Raw genomic sequence first — 20,424 nt, forward strand, 5'->3', positions numbered from 1 at the left:
CTCCAGTCATCCTGCTTATAATATTAATCGTTCTTTGTTCCCATATAATAGAAGCCTTTACATTCATCAAGATGTACATTGACTATACTTCCTATAAGTTCTTTGTCACCCTTGAAATGGACTAAAATATTATTAGTCATTCGTCCTGTTACAAATGTATTATCGTGGTCATCTATATCCTCAACCAATACATCCATATCCATACCTTCATATCTCTTGATATGTTCGTGGCTCACCTCAGATACAGTTGCTAACAATCTGTTAAATCTGTCTTTTACTATATCTTCACTAACCTGTCCGTCCATCTTGGCAGCAGGTGTTCCAGTTCTCTTAGAATATATAAATGTGTAAGCACTGTCATACTTTGCTTTTCTTACAACATCAAGTGTATCCTCAAAGTCTTCCTCTGTTTCACCTGGGAAGCCTACAATTATATCTGTTGTAATAGATATATCCGGGATTGTATTTCTTATCTTGTCTACCAGTTCAAGATAATGCTCCTTAGTGTACTGTCTGTTCATAAGCTTAAGAAGACGGCTGCTTCCTGACTGTAATGGAAGATGTATATGGTTACATATCTTGCTGTTATCTCTTATTGCCTCTATAAGCTCATCTGATAAATCCTTTGGATGAGGTGTCATAAATCTTATTCTCTCAAGTCCGTCAATCTTGGCAATCTCTCTTAAAAGCTCGGCAAATGTAACATTATCGTCAAGTGTCTTGCCATAAGAATTAACATTCTGTCCAAGAAGCATTACTTCCTTTACACCGTCACTTACAAGTCTTTCAATCTCTCTTATTATCTCTTTTGGCTCTCTTGATTTCTCCCTGCCGCGCACATATGGAACAATACAATATGTACAGAAGTTATTACAGCCAAACATAATATTGACACCAGACTTAAATGGATACTTTCTTGAAGTTGGAAGCTCCTCAACAACCTCCTTAGTAGAATCCCATATATCAATAACCTGTTCATCACCTGTAAAGCACATATACATAAGCTCTGCAAGCTTGAAAATATTAAATGTACCAAACACAATATCTACGAATTTGTAAGATGTCTTTATCTTTTCTACAACTTCCGGCTCCTGCATCATACAACCGCACATTGCAATAATCATCTCGACATTTGCTCTCTTAACCTTTTTTAACTGTCCAAGACGTCCGTATACCCTTAAGTTGGCGTTCTCCCGCACCGTGCAGGTATTGTATATTACAAAATCAGCATTTTCTTCATCATCTGACTCCTGATAGCCGATATCCTTTAATATTCCAAGAAGCTTTTCTGAGTCCCTTGCATTCATCTGACAGCCAAATGTTGAAACTACAGCAGTAAGTGGTCTGTTAAGTGCTTCTGACTTTTCCTTAACAATCTTTCTGCAGGCCTTTAAATAGTAATACTGTCTCATCGGCTCGTATTCTGGAACCGGAGCAGATAAATCTATGCTGTTAATCATATTCTCAATTGTTGTATCCATTATTTATATATTACCTCTTTATTCTTTCCTGTTGTTTAATCATTCTGCAAAATTCAACGTCTTTGACAGGTTTGCCATAATAATACCCCTGTATATAATCAGCCTCAAGCTTTGTTACAGCCATCAATTCATCTTTTGTCTCAACACCCTCAACGCATATTTTAACACCCATCTCGTGTGCCATTTTTATAATAAAGCTTACAAGTATTCTGTTGTTATCTGTAAGATGTATATCAGTAATAAATGCCCTGTCTATCTTTAAGATACCAAACATCTTATCCTTCATATATTCAAAATTAGAATATCCGGTTCCAAAATCATCTATTGCAAGTAAAAAGCCATTATCCACGAATTCTTTAAGAACCCTTTTTATCGCAATATTAGAATCCATCTGTATGCTTTCAGTAATCTCAAATACAAAATGTTCATTTCCAGCATCATATTTGTTTATATTCTCAATTACATCTTTTATAACATTGCTCTTTGCAATCTGTACAAACGAAAGATTAATATGCATAACAAACTGGGGTATTATCTTTACCCATTCGTTGCATTGGGCAGCAGCTGTATCTATAATCCATCTTCCCAATGGTATAATAAGCGAGCTTTCTTCAAGCAGTGGAATAAACTCTACAGGCGACATAAAACCATATTGGTCACTTTTCCATCTTAAAAGTGCCTCTGCACCCTCAATCCTACCTGTATCAGCATCAACAATCGGCTGGTAAAACAATTCAAATCCTTTGAAATTATCATTAACACTAGACCTTAACTCGCCCTGAATTTCAAGCCTTTTTATATAATTAGCATAATCAGCCTTATCAAAAAATTCAAATCTGTTCTTTCCGTTAAGCTTTGCTTTATGCAGGGCAAAACGGGTATTCTTAATAATATCTTTATAGGTATCTGTATTAGTATCAAACGCATACGCACCTGCTGATATATTAAAGAATACATCATATCCTCTGTCATCAATAACACTGTCTATATCTTCTCTTATAGTCTTGTATAACATCTTGGCATTTTTCTTAATATCACCGCTCATATCAAGGGATACTATTATGAACTCGTCTCCTCTTGTCCTATATACAGAAAATGTCTGTTCTTTGGATTGTCTGACAAGAATGCCTGCCAATATTGCAAGCACCTCATCGCCTGTCTTAGTGCCATATTTCTCATTAATTTCTTTGAAATTATCAATCCCTATCTGCATAATACAACCTGTATGACCATCGCTCTTTACAATATCGTCATACCTGTCTTCAAGAATTAAATCTGTATATATGCCAGTTACATTATCATATCTGTTCTTTTTTCCAATCTCTGATACACGGCCTATCATATAATTAATGCCATTTCTTCGTACCAGCTGTCCGCGGCAGCTTATAAATACATATCCGTTCTTTCTTGATTTCCAGCGGTATTCCATATTATGACAGCTTATATGTCCATTCTGAAGTTCACTAATATTATTAAATACAGCTTCATAATCATCTGGATATATTACATCCTTTAACTTTCTTCCCGCATTACTGAATTCTGCAACATCGAGTTCAAAATCCTTTGTTATAGAACTACTGTATACCGCATAATCATTACTTAAGTCATATATGTATAGATAATCATCTGTGCATTTAGATATTATAGATAAAAAATATTTCCAGTCTGCTATATCTTCTCCCATTTGTCCCATAATATTCAAACCCTATTCTCTAACCTGTCCATTGCCATATATTATATATTTACTTGTTGTTAACGCCTCAAGTCCCATAGGTCCTCTTGCGTGTATCTTCTGTGTACTTATACCTATCTCTGCTCCAAATCCAAATTCAAAGCCGTCAGTAAATCTTGTAGAAGCATTTACATATACACAAGCCGCATCTATCTCATTAAGAAACTTCTGTGCATTATTATAATCTTTAGTTATTATTGACTCTGAATGACCCGTATTGTACCTGTTGATATGTGCAATTGCCTCATCTATATTATCTACTACTTTAACAGATATAATATAATCAAGATATTCACGTCCCCAATCCGTATCATCTGCCTGTATTATTCTGTTATCTATAGCTAAAGCTTTCTCATCACCACGTATCTCTACATTCTTGGTCTTTAACTTATCTACTATTACCGGAATAGCTTCACCTGCAATATTCTTATGAATAACAAGCGATTCGCACGCATTGCATACGCCAATTCTTTGTGTCTTGGCATTGTATATTATATTCACCGCCATATCTATATCTGCATATTCATCTACATATATATGGCAGTTTCCTGTTCCTGTCTCTATTACAGGGACTGTGCTGTTATTGACAACATTTTTAATAAGACCTGCTCCACCTCGTGGTATAATTACATCTACATACTCATTAAGGTGCATAAGCTCATCAACATACTTTCTATCTGTTTCAGAAATGTAACTTATGACATCAGGGTCTATTCCAAGTCCTTTTAATACATCTGTTATAACATTCACAATTGCTATATTAGAATTAACAGAATCGCTCCCGCCTCTTAATATGCAGGCATTAGCTGACTTAAAGCAAAGTCCGAAAGCATCTGCTGTAACATTAGGTCTTGATTCATATATAATCGCAACAACTCCTAATGGAACAGTCTTTTTACCAATCATAAGTCCATTAGGACGTGTCTTCATTGACTTGACCTCGCCTATTGGATCGTCAAGTCCTGCAAGAACTCTTAAGCCGTCAGCCATTCCTTCTATTCTGCTCTCTGTAAGCATAAGTCTGTCTAAAAGAGCTGTGCTCATATTATTCTTCTTGCCATTAGCAAGGTCAATAGCATTAGCTTCTCTTATGTAATCACTTCTTTTTACAAGGGCATCAGCAACCTTTAATAAAGCATTATTTCTTTCCTTAATGCCAAGCTTTGCAAGATATGTGGACGCTTTCTTTGCATCACTGCCCATCTGTGTTAATGTCTTCATATCAATCCTCACTTCCGTGCATAACTGCACTAATACTTAATAACTAATTATCATTTATAAGTATTTTTACAACTCCTCAATATCCATATCTCTTTATTAATTACAGCTCCTGAGCTGTTATAATTCTTTTATCAGTTATAATCATATCTGGTCTTATGTCGAATTCCTCTGCCGGTATATCATCAAGCACCTGATAATCAAAGCATATGGCTGTCTTATAATATCTGTCGCCATTCTTAACAAGATATCTGTCATAAAATCCACCGCCGTAACCTATTCTGTTAAGCGTAACATCAAAAGCAAGCCCCGGCATAACAAGAAGTCCGTCCTGTGGAATTTCATAGTCGTCAGATACAGGTTCTTTAATTCCCATATATCCATCCTGCAAGTCATCATAAGAATTAATTCTTACAAATTCCATATATTTATCTGACCTGTCTTCTTTATTAATTATAACCTTAGGAACATACACTTTTTTGCCACGTTCAAGGCTTTTATTAATAATACCCGATGTTTCGACTTCCTGATTATAGCTTACATATATAAGTATATTATCATTGTCCTGATATTCCTTTGACAACTCAAGTCTGTCTGTAATTATTCTGCTTCCTGCAGTTATTTCTTCAGCAGACATAGCCTTTTTCTTATTAGTTATTAATGTTCTGATTTCTTTCTTATTCTGCTTTACTGTCATTATTCTTCATCTTCTCATCATGTCTTTGCTTTACATCTATAATAGAACCATCTGGATTTTGTATCTTTATTGTCTCTAATGTGCCTCTTAAATTATTACGGAATGCCGCAACATATTCTTTTCTTAATCTAATCTGTTCTTCGGCTTCTTCCTTTGTAAGACCTTCACCCTTAGACTTATGATAGAGTTCATTTATTCTTTTAATTGTATTCTCTGTTACCATATCTTCTCCATTCTTATTATATCAACTTCCTACAATGTAAATACAAGCAGGTCATCTCCATTTACCATACAGGTATTAAATTGTGCTTTCTTCTTAAGAAGTGCGTGGTGTATATCCGGAAACTTGTAGGCTTCAATATACTCTGAACCTTTTTTGATAAATGGTATTCTGTGCTTTATATGGGTGACAAGAATTACATCATTACATACATATTGTATCTGCATATTAGAAGGAATCTGATATTCCTCTTTCTGCGTATTAAGATTAATAAGATATGTCACATCTTTGTCCTTCTTTATTGTGTAGGGATTGCCCTCAATAACATATGTATAACTAAGGTCTGATGCTTCCTTAATATCATTATTAATTCTTATCTGCTTTACTTTATTCTCAAAATCATAAAGCACAACTTCTTCTGACATCGCACTTATATTAAACTTTGAATATATAACCCGGTTCTCAGAACGCTTCATATATGCAAATGTCTTGTCCGTATCCGCTGTATCTAATATATCCATAGTAATCTCTGCTGGATTTAACATCATCTCAGATACAAACTGCTTGGTATTAACAATACCTATATATTCCTGATTATGCTTTTCTTCATTAATATCTGTGCCATCGAAGTCTTTTCTACTGCCGAGCTTTAACACACTGTTATTGCCCTCTAACGGAATAATATTATAAAGTCCAAGTCTTTTAAGCAGTGACCCTTCTGTTGATATTTCCCTGTCAGAATTAAAATCCCGAAGCACTACATTAGTCACTTCATTATCTTGTCCGATTTCTTCAATTATTGCAAAATCATATTCCAATACATATATATGTATATGACTTTGTCTGATTTTCTCAAGTTCATCAATCTCATATCTATACACAAGTGTACTCTCGTTATCATCAAATGAATATCTGTACAGCAATATATCTGCCTTGCTGTCTGTAATCTGTTCCGCAGATACATAGAACACATAATCGTGCGTATTATGGGCATAAATAATACTGGCTATATTATATTTCTTGATTTCTGGTGAGATTTCATACCTCTCATTCGTAATAGAATTAAGGATATACAATTTCTTACCAATAAAATCAAGAAACTTATAGTTATCATCCACCATCTGTAACACAAGCCCGTTATTGATTGGTTTGAACACGGCATCTTCTGTATTCCTTATAAGCTTTATGTCCATCAGCACCTCCCCTTAGCCTATGAATTTGACAAGGTCAAAATTCTCGTCTTTACAGCTTACAAAAAGTGTACCGACATCTGCACCTGACATTATCTTAGCAATATTATCAATATCATTGCCATTTGCTATAACCATATCTGCACCTGAGCTTACAGCTATTCCTGCTGCCTTAAGCTTAGTTGCCATACCACCTGTTCCAACACCGCTTCCTGATGTACTCTTGCCCATATTAAGAAGCTTGTCATCTATGACATCTACCTGATTAATAAATCTTGCATCCGGATTAGAATTAGGGTCGTCTGTATACAATCCGTCTATATCTGATAACAATATAAGGAGGTCTGCATCAATAATTGAAGTAACAATTGCTGAAAGCCTGTCATTATCTCCAAAAGTCTGAACCTGTTTAATCTCGTATGTAGATACTGTATCATTCTCATTAACAATAGGAACTGCACCAAGATTTAACAGCTCATTAAATGTATTCTGTGCATTTCTTCTGCTCTTATCATTCATAACTGTAGCCTTAGTCATTAATACCTGTGCCGCTGTAGTACTGTACTCAGCAAATATCTTCTGATATACCATCATAAGCTTTGCCTGTCCAATAGCCGCACACGCCTGCTTTACAGGGAGTTCATCAGGCTTCTCATTAAGCCCTATTGCCATTCTTCCAACAGCGATAGCTCCTGATGAAACAAGAACAACATCCTTGCCAGAATTCTTAATATCCACTATTGTACGCACCAGCTTTTCTATCTTTCCAAGATTAAGCCTGCCTGTTTCATTGTGCATAAGCGAAGAAGAACCTATCTTAATTACTATTCTCTTCTTATCCTTAACTGCTTCTCTTATATTCATTATTATTCCTCACTCCCGCCAGCCTGACTTAGCATAAGCTTATCTGACATTCCTATATGGTTAAATACCTAATAAGGTATTGTACTATACCTCTTTAAAAAAGTCTATATTTGCCGCAATTTTCTCTGCAATCTTAATTCCGTCAACCGCCGCAGAAGTTATTCCACCAGCATATCCTGCACCTTCTCCACAAGGATAAAGACCAGCACAGCCAACCGACATCAGCTCATCATTACGTGTTATTCTTACAGGGCTTGAAGTCCTGCTCTCAACTCCTGCAAATACAGCATCGTCCATATCAAAGCCCTTTATGTATTTAGAACAGCCTGTAACCCCCTCACACAAAGCCTCTGATATATATTCAGGAAGTACATTTCTTATATTGGAAAGCTTGTACTGTCCCTTAATACAAGGAATTACCCTGCCAAACCCTGTAGATGTAACATTTTCCTTAAAATCAGCAAATAACTGCACAGGTATCTTTCCAACACCTTCTTTATATGCAGCCCTTTCAAGCTTTCTTTGGAATTCCACGCCGTCAAGCACTCCATTTCCGAAATCATCTGGTGTAACTGTTACTATCATTGCACTGTTCGCGTTAGCTGAGTCACGCCCAGAATAGCTCATACCATTAACTGCAAGCATATTCTCCTCTGAGCTTGCATTAACAACATATCCGCCAGGACACATACAGAACGAATACACACCACGTTCTTTTCCTGTGCTTACTGATTTGTATGTAACCTTATAATCTGCTGTTGGAAGCCTGTACTCACACTTTCCATACGCATTTTCATTGATGAATTCCTGTGGGTGCATTATTCTTAACCCTACTGCAAATGACTTCGGCTCCATCATTATATCTTTGCTATCAAGCATTTTAAATGTATCTCTTGCACTGTGTCCGATTGACAGGCATACTTGTCTGCACTGTCTTTCAAAATATATATCATTCTTGATATCGTACACTTTTATTGAGCTTACTTTCTTATCACTTATATTAATGTCATCTATTCTATGATTAAAATTAATCTGTGCACCAAGACTCTCACAATACTTTCGTATATTGTATACAACATTCATCAGCACATCTGTACCTATATGCGGCTTGTTAGAATATAATATCTCTGATGAAGCGCCAAATCTTACGAACATTTCAAGAACATTTCTTATTCGTCCTGTAGGATCTTTTATTACTGTATTAAGCTTTCCGTCTGAAAATGTTCCTGCTCCGCCTTCACCGAACTGCACATTTGACTGTGTATCAAGCTTTCCTGTATTCCAGAACTCATCAACCTTTCTGTGTCTTTCTTCAATACTGTCCCCACGCTCATATACAACAGGCATAAGTCCAGCCTCGCTAAGCTTAAGTGCCGCAAACATTCCCGCTGGTCCAAAGCCGATTATAACAGGCCTGTCTTCTTCCTTAATTCCTGCGCCCTCATAATTATTAATTCTGCCATATGGAAACTCATATATAACCTTCTCATTATATGTAATATTATTATTGGCTGTTTTCTTTGCAAACGCTTTCAAATCCGTATCTTTATTATTGATAACAAGCTTCTTCACATCAACACTGTATACATACATAATGTCAGGCTTATGTCTTGCATCTATAGACCTCTTTATAATGTCTGACTTTATATCACAGTTATTCTTTAACCTGAGTGCTTTCTTAACTGCCTTTAAAAGCTCAGCCTCTGTGTGGTCTGGTTTTAATTTTATATTATTAATTCTTATTACTTTTTCCTGTTTCAATTATTTATCCTTTCCTTTACTCCTGCCGCCGCTAAGTATGCCGAACTCCACGCCCATTGCAGGTTATAGCCACCGCATTTGCCGTCAACATCAACAACCTCACCAGCAAAGAACACACCCTTTACCTTTTTACATTCCATATTACTTATGTCAATGTCATCAAGAGCAACTCCGCCCTGACACACCTGACCATAATCAAATCCTTTATCACCTGTTATAACAAATCCAAAATGTGTCATAGTTTCAATAATATGTCGCATTTTTTCAATATCAATATCTGCTATGTGCTTACTTTCGCTTATTTTGCATCTTGCCGCTATCATAGCAACAAGCTTTTTATTAATAAGCCCTTCAAAGAACTGCTCTAACGTCTTATAACCTTCTGCTATAATTCGCCTGTTGAAAATATCTTCTATATCACTATCTGTTATATCAGGTATCATATTAATAACAGCCTTGACTTCCCTGTTCTCATCTATAGCTTTTACTGCAAATCTGCTTACCTGAAATACCGGTATTCCTGATATTCCATAATCTGTATACTGGATTTCTCCTGTATCATTTGCTACGCACTGTCCGTCAACCCAAAGCTCTATGCTTCCATAGCTTCTTACACCTGCACCAAGCTTACATACAGCTTTGTCACCGCATACAAGCTGTACAAGTGCGGGAAGTGGCTTTACAATATCAATTCCAAGCTGTCTTACAAGCTCATAACCCGAACCATCTGAGCCTGTCTTTGGCGAAGCCTTTGAACCTGTTGCAATAATTACTGTATCTGCTATAAAGTCTATACCGTCACATTCAAGAACGAACACATCCTTTCCATCAGCTTCTTTCTTATAAATCTTATTAATGACAGTATCCATATTAACCTTAATGCCAGCGTTCTTTATTGCCAATCTTAATGCATTCTGTAATGAAGCGGCTGTCTTAGAATGTGGATATACATAACCATCCTTTTGTGTATAATATACGCCTATACTTTTAAAGAATTTAAGCGTATGCTGTACATCAAACTTATCAATAACTTCCATAACAAGTCTGTTATCTTTATTCTGATACATTTCACTGCTCATATTAAGATTAGTAAAATTACACTTGCCATTGCCTGTCTGTAATATCTTGCTTCCAATCTTTCCTGTGTGTTCTATTATGCAGTTATCTATTCCATAACCTGCAAGCTGTACTGCCGCCATCATTCCAGCCGCACCGCCGCCGATTATGACACATTCGTGCTTTTTCACATATTTGCTTTTCATATATCACTATCCTTATTACTGTTATTCTATGCTGTATGCCTGTATAAAATCATACAGCTGCTGTTCTCCATTTAAACCAAGCCCGTCTGTACATTCTTTCTTTATGCTTTCTGGCAGCAGTTCAATATCAATCTGGGCATAATCGTAGAATTCATATTCAATGTCCGAATTCTTCAATACACCCCTGTATATTACAGCCTGTCCGTCCTGTAACTGCAACAGATAATTATCCGTATATGTCTTATTCTGCTGTGATACCCCTGCTGTCTGCTGGGACGTCACCTGTTCTGTGCCAGCTCTTTTATTCTGCATATCTTCATACTTAACTCTGTCCTTCTGTATGTCATCTATATGCTCATCGCCTGTATTGCTGCGTGACAGAAATACTATTGTTAATATTACAATTACAGCCGCCACAACACATATTGATATAACATTTCTTCTATTAAATATACCATTTTCCATTCTTTTGCACCTTCCTTGCAATATGAATTTATATGGTAATTATTTGCAAAATGTTATATTTTATACATTTCATTTTACTATTTATTACAATTTAAAACTATCAGGCAGTAAATAATCAATAGTATATTTAATTATCTCTCCAGCATTTTCAAGAATTATCTGCTCATTACCCTTAAAGAATTCACTCATAACCTGCCTGCATATTCCACACGGATACGTCTTTAAACCTGAAGATGACACTATGGCAATCTTAGCGAATTCTTTTCTACCCTCACTTACAGCCTTGAATATTGCTGTCCTTTCTGCACAGTTAGTCGCACCAAAGCTTGAATTCTCTATATTACAGCCTGTATAAATATGTCCGTCCTTTGTAAGTACGCAAGCCCCGACCTTAAACCTTGAATAAGGTGAATACGAATAAACCATTGCCTCTTTTGCTTTATCTAAAAGCTCTCTATCTGTGTATTCCATTATACCTATACCTCTCACCCGCAATTTCTATATTCTTATAACTGCAATATATAACCTCAATGTTGTCATTTTATAGTTAACTACAATATTATCATTCTTATAATTGTAATATATCCAATATAATTATCTTGTAATTCCTATATTATCAAGGACTTCTCTCTGCTTAGCTTCCATAACCTTGCTTTCTTCTTCTGTCATATGGTCATATCCAAAAAGGTGCATCATACTATGTGCAACTAAGAATGCAAGTTCTCTCACTTCACTGTGTCCATATTTTTCAGCCTGTTCAGCCACCTTCTCTACTGATACAACTATATCACCAAGCATAAGTTCACCTGTATCCGGATTAAAATAGTCCTCTGTGTTATTCTCAAATTCGTCTTCAAGTGACTCAAAATCAGATGGTGCTTCATAATTAATCATAGGAAATGAGAGAACATCTGTAGGTGCATCAACTTCCCTGAACTCTTTGTTAATCTGATGTATCGCCTCATTATCCGTCAATGTGACATTAACCTCTATCTCATATGGACATTTCTCATATGCAGCTGCCTCATTAACAACCTCATTAATTATCTTCTCATAATCTAAATCTAACTTTTTATCTGTTTCATATTCTATATTAATTGTCATTCTTTCTTGTTCCTTTCTCTTTCTTACCCTGTCTGCTGTCGTAATTCTTTTTTGACCTGCCATCAGATTCTTTCCTATTCCGCCTGTCAAATTCTTTCTTGTTCTGTCTGTTCTCATATTCCTCATAAGCTTTTACAATCTTCTGTACAAGAGGGTGTCTTACTACATCGTGGTTAGTAAGCTTTACAAAACCTATCTCATCAACCTTTGAAAGCACCTTCATAGCAACGTCCAGACCAGATGTTACATCTCTTGGAAGATCCTTTTGTGTCTGGTCTCCAGTAACTACTACCTTAGAACCGAAACCTATTCTTGTAAGGAACATTTTCATCTGTGCAGGCGTTGTATTCTGTGCTTCATCTAATATTATAAACGCATTATCAAGAGTTCTTCCTCGCATATATGCAAGCGGTGCTACCTCTATAAGTCCCTTTTCCATATTAGCATTAAAGCTTTCTGCACCCATAATCTGAAAAAGTGCATCATATAAAGGGCGAAGATATGGGTCTACCTTGCTCTGTAAATCACCCGGAAGAAATCCAAGCTTTTCTCCTGCCTCTATCGCTGGTCTTGTAAGAATTATCTTATTAACCTCATTAGACTTAAATGCCTGAATAGCCATTGCCATTGCAAGATATGTCTTTCCTGTACCAGCAGGGCCTATTCCAAATACAATCATTTTATCCCTTATCTGGTCTACATAATTCTTCTGGCCTAATGTCTTTGGCTTAATTGGCTTTCCTGCTATAGTCCTGCATACTGTATCGGAGTCTATCTCTAACATAGTATCCTGCTTATCATCAAATGATAACGATATTGCATAATCAACACTCTGTCTACTTATCTGGTTACCTCTTCTTGCAAGCTCTATAAGATTATCAAGCACGCCTCTTGCCCTTATAACATTAGCTTCTGCTCCTATTATCTTTACAACTCCGTCCCTTGCTATTAATTCTATATTAAGATTACTCTCTATTGCCTTGGCATATTCATCAAACTGTCCAAACACCATACTGCTGTATTCTGCTGGCATATCAATAACAACTTCTACTTCACTCATTAATATTAATCCTCTTTCTATTAATATGTATATCAATTAGTAACCGGAAGAAGTACTTCCAATTCTCCAGTACAGCTTCCTCTGTCATCAGTTGTATCTATATTAACACGACAATCCATTATTTGCACTCCTTTTTGTTCCATATGTGAAATATACATCTGTAATCTTTCATTAAGAATATCTTCTAACTGGACATCATTATACCTGTCATTCATAACTTTATATTCTTTTCTGTTCTCTACCCCAATAACAATTCCAGTATCTATCCCTCCTGCAACAATCAATGGATATTTCTGCGTTATTATATCATACTGCTCTATCCGCCTGTGCGGCTTGGTCAGCTTAATTAAGCCGCTGTTATTTTCTATAATTAACGAAGAATATCTCCTCTTGGTATACTGTCTGTATCCGTATTCTCTTTCCAGTATATCATCATAAGCAATTACTGTATGAACTAAAATGTCTGCATCAGGACATACATCTACCTGATACAGCTCCGTTCCTGAGTCATCAGTAACAGCCACCCTGCCAGATACTAACACCTGCCCCTCCTGAACCTCATCACCGCAGGCTACTAGTGGTGTACCACTTCTTGTAATTATCTTCTTAACAACACCCTGACAACTGCTTACTATATCTTCACCGTCACTATACACAGACTTCACTGCTTCTTTATTCATAGAATAATTTTCTTTTATGTATACATTAACCATTGAGCCTTTTATCTCAACACTCGCCCATGTAACATCAAGATCATTTCTTATGCATTCTTCAATATACGCACAGTCAATATTTTTAAGCATATTTCCATTATAAACTTTCATATCCTTTATATAACTTTTCAAATACTCATCTGTGTATACATAATTACCATTAAAATTCACTTTCCATACGAACATTCCCAGAAGCTTTATTATAACAAATGCAATAAGCACCCCGTAGGCAAACGAATAATGCTGTCTGTATCTAAATATGTAATATCTTGGATAAGCCTTTTTGATAACTTTAATATGCACCCTTGCCGCCTTAACAAGATTTTTTATCATAAAGAAATCATTTCTTGCTATCCTGGCACGCACAGCATTATTGCCAGTTTTAATATGCTGTACATCAAAAAATATTATATCTTTTTTTCTGCACATATTAAAAAATGTATTTATACCATCCCCGCTTATTTCCAGTTCAATATAAAAAATATGCTTCAATCCATCTTTAATACCCAGTTTCATATTATACACAGCACCCCATTAACCATATTACTCAAATGTAATCTCTTTAATCCTCCCTTTTATGGATATTTCATCCATATCCAGATATCCTATATCAAGGTCACTTCCCTTAACGTGTACAATTCCACGCCCTGTAATGACTTTGACACTATCACATTCATACTCCATTATTGATTTAAAATTCTCTATATACATTTCCTTATTGCCAATAACTGTAAGAATCGGCATAGTAACAGACTGCGGCATAACAACCGAACGCACATCTTTCGCACACCTAAACTTTCCCATATCTTACCCCAGCATAACAACTTACGCTTATATATAAAATATGCAAAAAAATCCCGATGTATTCTAAAATACACCGGGATTAAATATTTCGCTATCAAATTAATTGAACTTACGTTTTCTAGCAGCTTCTGACTTCTTCTTGCGTCTTACGCTTGGCTTTTCGTAATGTTCTCTTTTACGAATTTCCTGCTGAATGCCTGCCTTTGCGCAGTTTCTCTTGAATCTGCGTAATGCGCTATCTAAAGACTCGTTTTCTTTAACGATGACATTTGACATACCTTTTCCTGACCACCCTTCTGTTGCGTAATTGTGCTGGGCAATACATATAGGGTTTTACCTAATCGCACAACAGATATTATATCACAGAAATCACCTAAGTCAACAGAAATTTTGCGATTTTAGCACAATTTGTTAAATTAATATTATAACCAATATCATAGCGGTTATTATTACTATTATAATTAAATCTGTTCTGCAAGCACTTCTGGTGCCTTCTTTAATAGCTCATCAATACCAGAAGCATTCTTACCACCAGCCTGAGCCATATTAGGACGTCCGCCACCGCCGCCACCAACAAGTGAAGCAACAGACTTAATAAGATTACCAGCATGAGCACCCTTTGCAACAACATCATCTGTAGCCATCGCTATCATATTAACCTTATCAGCCGCAAGTGCACTTACAACAAGCACAACACCTGAACCAATCTCTCCCTTTAACTTATCGCCAAGGTTTCTAAGTTCATTCATATCAACATTATCTACCTTAGTTGCAAGAAGCTTAACACCCTTAACATCAACAACATTATCTGTCACATCACCTAAAGCATTATTAGCAAGCTCTGCCTTAAGCTTATCATTCTCAGATATAAGTGCCTTAATCTCATCATTCATTGTATGAATTCTTCTTACAAGCTGTGTGCTCTCTGCCTTAGCTGCTATTGAAGCTTCTTTTACAAGAGTTTCAAGGTTATTAAAGAACTTAAGAACTCCCTTATCTGTAAGAGCTTCTATTCTTCTTACTCCTGCAGCAACACCTGACTCAGATACAATCTTAAAAAGTCTGATGTTAGCTGTATTGGCAACATGTGTACCACCACAGAACTCCTTAGAGAAGTCACCCATACATACAACTCTTACCTTCTCACCATACTTTTCACCAAAAAGTGCCATAGCACCTGTGTTCTTAGCTTCTTCGATTGTCATAATCTTTGTCTCTACTGGAATTGCCTCAGCAATCTTTTCATTGACAATATCTTCGACCTTCTTAATCTCTTCTTCTGTCATACTCTGGAAATGTGTAAAGTCAAATCTTAATCTTTCAGGATCTACATAAGAACCCTTCTGTTCAACATGGTTACCAAGTACAGTTCTTAATGCTTTCTGTAAAAGGTGTGTTGCACTATGATTCTTGCATGTATCTGCTCTGTATTCTGAATCTACAGTAAGAGTAACTGTATCGCCAGCTTTGAGCATACCCTTTGTCATAGTTCCAACGTGGCCAATCTTGCCGCCTTTAAGCTTGATTGTTGTATCAACCTTAAATTCGCCCTCAGAAGTTGTGATATAACCTTTATCACCTTCCTGACCACCCATTGTTGCATAGAATACTGTCTGATCAACGATAACTGTTCCCTTATCTCCTTCTGAAAGAGCTTCTACAACATCTTCTTCTGTTGTAAGAACTGTTACCTTGGAATCATTAGACAGCTTGTCATATCCAACGAATTCACTTGTGATAGCTGGATCAATCTTATCATATACAGTTGCATCAGCACCCATATAGTTAGTTGTCTTACGAGCCTTACGTGCTTTCTCACGCTGCTCATTCATACATTTAATGAAGCCGTCTTCATCAATAGTTATGTTCTTTTCTTCTAAGATTTCCTTAGTAAGATCAATAGGGAAACCATAAGTATCATAAAGCTTGAAAGCATCTTCCCCAGAAAGAACGCTCTGGTTCTTCTCCTGAAGTTCCTTTTCCATATCTGAAAGAATACTTAATCCCTGGTCAATAGTCTTATTGAACTTATCCTCTTCCTCAGATATAACTTTAGTAATGAATTCCTTCTTTTCTTCAAGTTCTGGATATCCGTCCTTAGAACCTTCTATAACTGTTTCGCAGAGCTTTGATAAGAACTTTCCTTCTATCCCTAAAAGTCTTCCATGTCTTGCCGCTCTTCTTAAAAGTCTTCTAAGTACATAGCCTCTGCCTTCATTAGATGGCATAATACCATCACTTACCATAAATGTTACTGAACGTATATGATCTGTGATAACACGGATAGATACATCCTGCTTCTCATCTTCCTTATACTTAACACCAGCCATCTCGCATACCTTATTACGGAGTGCCTGTAATGTATCAACATCAAATATAGAGTCAACGTCCTGAACAACAACTGCAAGTCTTTCGAGACCCATACCTGTATCAATATTCTTCTGGATAAGGTCTGTATAGTTACCCTTACCATCATTATTGAACTGTGAGAATACGTTATTCCATACTTCCATATATCTGTCACAGTCACAGCCTACCGTACAGCCTGGCTTTCCGCAGCCATACTTTTCGCCACGATCATAATAAATCTCAGAACATGGACCGCAAGGTCCAGCACCGTGTTCCCAGAAATTATCTTCCTTACCGAATCTGAATATTCTCTCAGGTGCAATACCTATCTGTTTATTCCAGATTTCAAAAGCTTCATCATCCTCCTCATATATTGATGGATATAATCTATTGGCATCAAGTCCTACAACTTCTGTAAGGAACTCCCAAGACCAATGAATAGCTTCTGTCTTAAAATAATCGCCAAAAGAGAAGTTACCAAGCATTTCAAAGAATGTACCGTGTCTTGCTGTCTTACCAACATTTTCAATATCACCTGTACGGATACACTTCTGACAAGTAGTCACTCTTCTTCTTGGTGGGATTTCCTGACCTGTAAAATATGGCTTTAATGGAGCCATACCTGAATTAATGATAAGCAGACTGTTATCATTATGTGGAACAAGTGAGAAACTCTTCATCTTTAAATGTCCCTTGCTCTCAAAAAAGTCAAGATATAATCTTCTTAATTCGTTAACGCCTCTGTACTGCACTTTATTCTTCCTCCTGTTTAGCTGCCTTTTTAGCATCTAATCCTTTTCTAATCTTACCACCGGCAAATACTGCAAGAACTAAAAGTCCAAGCATAACTACAAACTTTACCGCTTCAAATATTAATTCCGAAACTAATGTTAATCCTACCATAAGCCTTCCTTTCTGCTACTGCCGGCTTTGCAGCAGCTATAAACAACATAGTATTTTACCATAGCTCATATCAATTTTCAACATTCCACTTTCCATTATTAAGAAAATAGCCCGCACTTCTCTCAGCCGCATTAATAATAGTGCTGTCATAACCTATAGTCTTTAACAGCTTTATTGCATTTCTTGTGGTTGCAGGTCCTGTATACAGCTTGAAATCAAATACAACCTCATCATCTGTAACCTCCTCCTGAAAATGATAATTATCATATTTTCCTCTAAGAAGTGATGTAAGCTCTACATCGTGTGTTGCCGCAAACACAAGTGCTTTATCAGTCCTTATGCTCTTTAGTATCTCTGATGATGCCGCAATACGCTCAACCGTGTTAGTTCCACGAAGCACCTCATCAACAAACATAAGAACAGGATGTCCCTCTTTAGAAGCCGCATCCAACATCCTCTTAAGTGACTTGATTTCCACTATATAATAGCTGTTGGAGCTGCTAAGGTCATCTCTTAATGCCATTGACGAATATATTCTGTATACAGGTGCTCTGTAGTATTCCGACACACTCGTATATATTGTCTGTGACAAAAGTGCATTAATCGCGATTGTCTTAAGAAATGTCGATTTTCCAGAAGCGTTAGATCCTGTCAGAAGTACATTATGCTTAGTATTTATAGAGTTGGCTACAGGCTTTGTTATAAGCGGATGATATACATTTCTTACTTCAAGCTGCATATCATTATCCTTCCTGAACTCAGGAACGCACCAGCTGCCAAGCATACATCTGAATGAAGCAACTGATATGGATGCCTCTATAAAACCAAGTGTATCTATAAGCTCATATATATAATCTTCTTTATCATTAAAAAGCTTTATAAGATTATTAAACTTTATAAGGTCAACGTGTGTCAACATTCTTAGGTAATCAAGCAAAATCTCGGCTATAGAACCATCAACATTACCCGTTTCAAGAAGCCATGACCTCTTTGTTATATCTGAAAGCTCCTCTGATATATTCTTTAACTTATCGTTATACTCACCAAGAAAATCAATATTAAGTGCTGTTATCTTTTTCGCACCCATAAGCAGTTTCACAATATGATTAACACATATGAAGTACCTATCAACAGCAGCCTTATATTTATAATACGTTATTATCGAAAATGCGATAGCTGCGATACAAAGCCATATTCCAAGCACCGGGCTTATGGTGCAGGTAAATATAACTGCTGCAAGAATAAAAAGCATTGAAGCATAATGAAGAACGTTGCTTTTTTTCTCAAGTCCTACCACAACATCGCAGTAATCACTTATTGATATATGCTTTGCACGTCCTATCCATACAAATATTTTCTGTATATCAAGTCTTTTAGCAGCATTTTTATCAAAGTCAGAGGCAAGCTTATCAAGCTTTTTAAGCGACTGGATATCCGCATTGGGACATCTTAACATCTTATATAGATATTCCTGTCCTGCAGATGAATTCGTATTATTCATCATACAAAATACCGCATCCATACCAAGATCATTCCATGTTATATCATCTATAGAGTTCTCATCTTCATTTCTTTTAAAGTAATGTGATATGCACTCATAATCTTCACCGGAATACTTTCTTTGTGACGGTTTTCCCCAGCCATTTTTCAGCTTTTTAATAATTAAATTCTGCTTTCTTCTATTATTCGTAACTGTGACATATACAGCAATAATAATAACAAGTGCAAAAAATACAAGTATCTGTATACTTGTCATATCTGTATAACCCGACTTGTCCATTATATGCCTCCCCCGATATTATACAATCTTGCAGTTTCAAGTGAAAGCTTTATCATATCATCAAAGCCCTCCTGTCTTTCCTCAACCGATAATGACTGTCCATTCATAAGATTATCACTTATAGTAAACATAGCAAGAGCATTCTTTGAAAGACGGGCGGCATTCATATAAAGTGCCGCTGATTCCATTTCAACAGCAAGCACACCCATATTACTCCACGCCTTATTATATTCTGGATTATCATTATAAAAAACATCTGTTGATACGACATTCCCAACCTCAGCAGCAATACCATAAAGCTTCGACTGCTCATATGCACAGTTTAAAAGCCCGAAATCTGCCACAGGTGCATATGTTCCAGGAAGATTATACTGCTTAGCATAGTTAGAGTCAGTACTTGTACCGATAGCTAACACAATATCCCTTAAGTCAACCTTGTCAGATATACTTCCTGCCGACCCTATTCTTATAATATTATCGACATCATAGTACTTAAATAACTCGTAGCTGTATATGCCCATAGAAGGCATACCCATACCACTAGCCATAACGGATATATCAACATCCCTGTATACACCTGTATAACCATATATATTTCTTACATTGTTAAACCTGACTACATTATCAAGATAAGTATCAGCTATATACTTCGCCCTTAAAGGATCACCCGGCATTATAACTGTCTTAGCTATATCACCTGTATTCGCTGTGTTATGTGGTGTTGGCATAACATCACCCCTTCCATATCCAAACAAAGGCTGCATCCTGTCAGAAAATCCCACTAAGGCACTCTGAAGCAAACATACAGCCCTCATTATTAT

General features: G+C 36.4%; 20 protein-coding genes. All 20 read right to left on the minus strand.

The window, feature by feature from the left end:
- Positions 1-23 precede the first annotated feature (23 nt).
- Positions 24-1,481, minus strand: coding sequence for a tRNA (N6-isopentenyl adenosine(37)-C2)-methylthiotransferase MiaB (gene miaB / locus C7390_RS00940; protein ID WP_116443418.1), 1,458 nt, complete (start codon positions 1,479-1,481; stop codon positions 24-26).
- Positions 1,482-1,491: 10 nt separating this feature from the next.
- Entirely contained in the window at positions 1,492-3,174 is a 1,683-nt protein-coding gene (locus C7390_RS00945; RefSeq protein ID WP_318295535.1) for a sensor domain-containing protein, read from the minus strand.
- A 12-nt stretch (positions 3,175-3,186) separates the two neighbouring features.
- Positions 3,187-4,434 carry a glutamate-5-semialdehyde dehydrogenase gene (locus C7390_RS00950; protein WP_116443420.1) on the minus strand — a complete coding sequence of 416 codons (1,248 nt, stop codon included), beginning with the start codon at positions 4,432-4,434 and terminating at the stop codon, positions 3,187-3,189.
- A 100-nt stretch (positions 4,435-4,534) separates the two neighbouring features.
- The gene (locus C7390_RS00955) at positions 4,535-5,128 is read right to left on the minus strand and encodes a 5-formyltetrahydrofolate cyclo-ligase (protein WP_116443421.1); all 594 of its coding nucleotides are present in this window, start codon (positions 5,126-5,128) and stop codon (positions 4,535-4,537) included.
- Positions 5,109-5,351: a DUF896 domain-containing protein gene (locus C7390_RS00960; protein WP_055174685.1), complete on the minus strand. Its 243-nt coding sequence runs from the start codon at positions 5,349-5,351 to the stop codon at positions 5,109-5,111. The genes C7390_RS00955 and C7390_RS00960 overlap by 20 nt, the downstream gene beginning before the upstream one ends.
- 29 nt (positions 5,352-5,380) lie before the next feature.
- Positions 5,381-6,541 carry a hypothetical protein gene (locus C7390_RS00965; RefSeq protein WP_022501798.1) on the minus strand — a complete coding sequence of 387 codons (1,161 nt, stop codon included), beginning with the start codon at positions 6,539-6,541 and terminating at the stop codon, positions 5,381-5,383.
- Positions 6,542-6,553: 12 nt separating this feature from the next.
- The gene (gene proB / locus C7390_RS00970) at positions 6,554-7,402 is read right to left on the minus strand and encodes a glutamate 5-kinase (protein WP_022501799.1); all 849 of its coding nucleotides are present in this window, start codon (positions 7,400-7,402) and stop codon (positions 6,554-6,556) included.
- Between the two features lie 84 nt (positions 7,403-7,486).
- Complete coding sequence (locus C7390_RS00975) at positions 7,487-9,163, minus strand: NAD(P)/FAD-dependent oxidoreductase (RefSeq protein WP_116443422.1); 1,677 nt, start codon at positions 9,161-9,163, stop codon at positions 7,487-7,489.
- Positions 9,160-10,425, minus strand: a complete 1,266-nt coding sequence (locus C7390_RS00980; protein WP_055174680.1) for an aminoacetone oxidase family FAD-binding enzyme — start codon at positions 10,423-10,425, stop codon at positions 9,160-9,162. Before C7390_RS00980 ends, C7390_RS00975 begins: the two co-directional genes overlap by 4 nt.
- Positions 10,426-10,446: 21 nt before the next feature.
- Positions 10,447-10,890, minus strand: a complete 444-nt coding sequence (locus C7390_RS00985; protein WP_055306586.1) for a hypothetical protein — start codon at positions 10,888-10,890, stop codon at positions 10,447-10,449.
- An 84-nt stretch (positions 10,891-10,974) separates the two neighbouring features.
- A complete protein-coding gene (gene cdd, locus C7390_RS00990; RefSeq protein ID WP_055306585.1) occupies positions 10,975-11,361 on the minus strand; it encodes a cytidine deaminase in 387 nt (128 codons plus the stop codon).
- A gap of 123 nt (positions 11,362-11,484) precedes the next feature.
- On the minus strand, positions 11,485-12,057 hold the full coding sequence (gene ybeY / locus C7390_RS00995; protein WP_318255804.1) for an rRNA maturation RNase YbeY: 573 nt from the start codon (positions 12,055-12,057) through the stop codon (positions 11,485-11,487).
- On the minus strand, positions 11,984-13,054 hold the full coding sequence (locus tag C7390_RS01000) for a PhoH family protein (RefSeq protein ID WP_090140024.1): 1,071 nt from the start codon (positions 13,052-13,054) through the stop codon (positions 11,984-11,986). Before C7390_RS01000 ends, ybeY begins: the two co-directional genes overlap by 74 nt.
- 32 nt (positions 13,055-13,086) lie before the next feature.
- Positions 13,087-14,283, minus strand: coding sequence for a sporulation protein YqfD (locus C7390_RS01005; protein WP_116443423.1), 1,197 nt, complete (start codon positions 14,281-14,283; stop codon positions 13,087-13,089).
- A gap of 27 nt (positions 14,284-14,310) precedes the next feature.
- Positions 14,311-14,571, minus strand: coding sequence for a YabP/YqfC family sporulation protein (locus tag C7390_RS01010; RefSeq protein ID WP_116443424.1), 261 nt, complete (start codon positions 14,569-14,571; stop codon positions 14,311-14,313).
- Between the two features lie 99 nt (positions 14,572-14,670).
- Positions 14,671-14,847, minus strand: coding sequence for a 30S ribosomal protein S21 (rpsU, locus tag C7390_RS01015; protein WP_005539624.1), 177 nt, complete (start codon positions 14,845-14,847; stop codon positions 14,671-14,673).
- 185 nt (positions 14,848-15,032) lie between these two features.
- A complete protein-coding gene (gene alaS / locus C7390_RS01020; protein WP_116443425.1) occupies positions 15,033-17,672 on the minus strand; it encodes an alanine--tRNA ligase in 2,640 nt (879 codons plus the stop codon).
- A 1-nt stretch (position 17,673) separates the two neighbouring features.
- A complete protein-coding gene (locus C7390_RS13505) occupies positions 17,674-17,823 on the minus strand; it encodes a hypothetical protein (RefSeq protein ID WP_022501810.1) in 150 nt (49 codons plus the stop codon).
- A 70-nt stretch (positions 17,824-17,893) separates the two neighbouring features.
- A complete protein-coding gene (locus C7390_RS01025) occupies positions 17,894-19,603 on the minus strand; it encodes a MutS-related protein (protein WP_055174669.1) in 1,710 nt (569 codons plus the stop codon).
- Positions 19,603-20,403: a purine-nucleoside phosphorylase gene (deoD, locus tag C7390_RS01030; protein ID WP_318255805.1), complete on the minus strand. Its 801-nt coding sequence runs from the start codon at positions 20,401-20,403 to the stop codon at positions 19,603-19,605. Before deoD ends, C7390_RS01025 begins: the two co-directional genes overlap by 1 nt.
- Positions 20,404-20,424: the final 21 nt, after the last annotated feature.

This window comes from Bacteroides galacturonicus (assembly GCF_003096855.1).
GTDB classification, from domain to species: Bacteria; Bacillota; Clostridia; order Lachnospirales; family Lachnospiraceae; genus Lachnospira; species Lachnospira rogosae.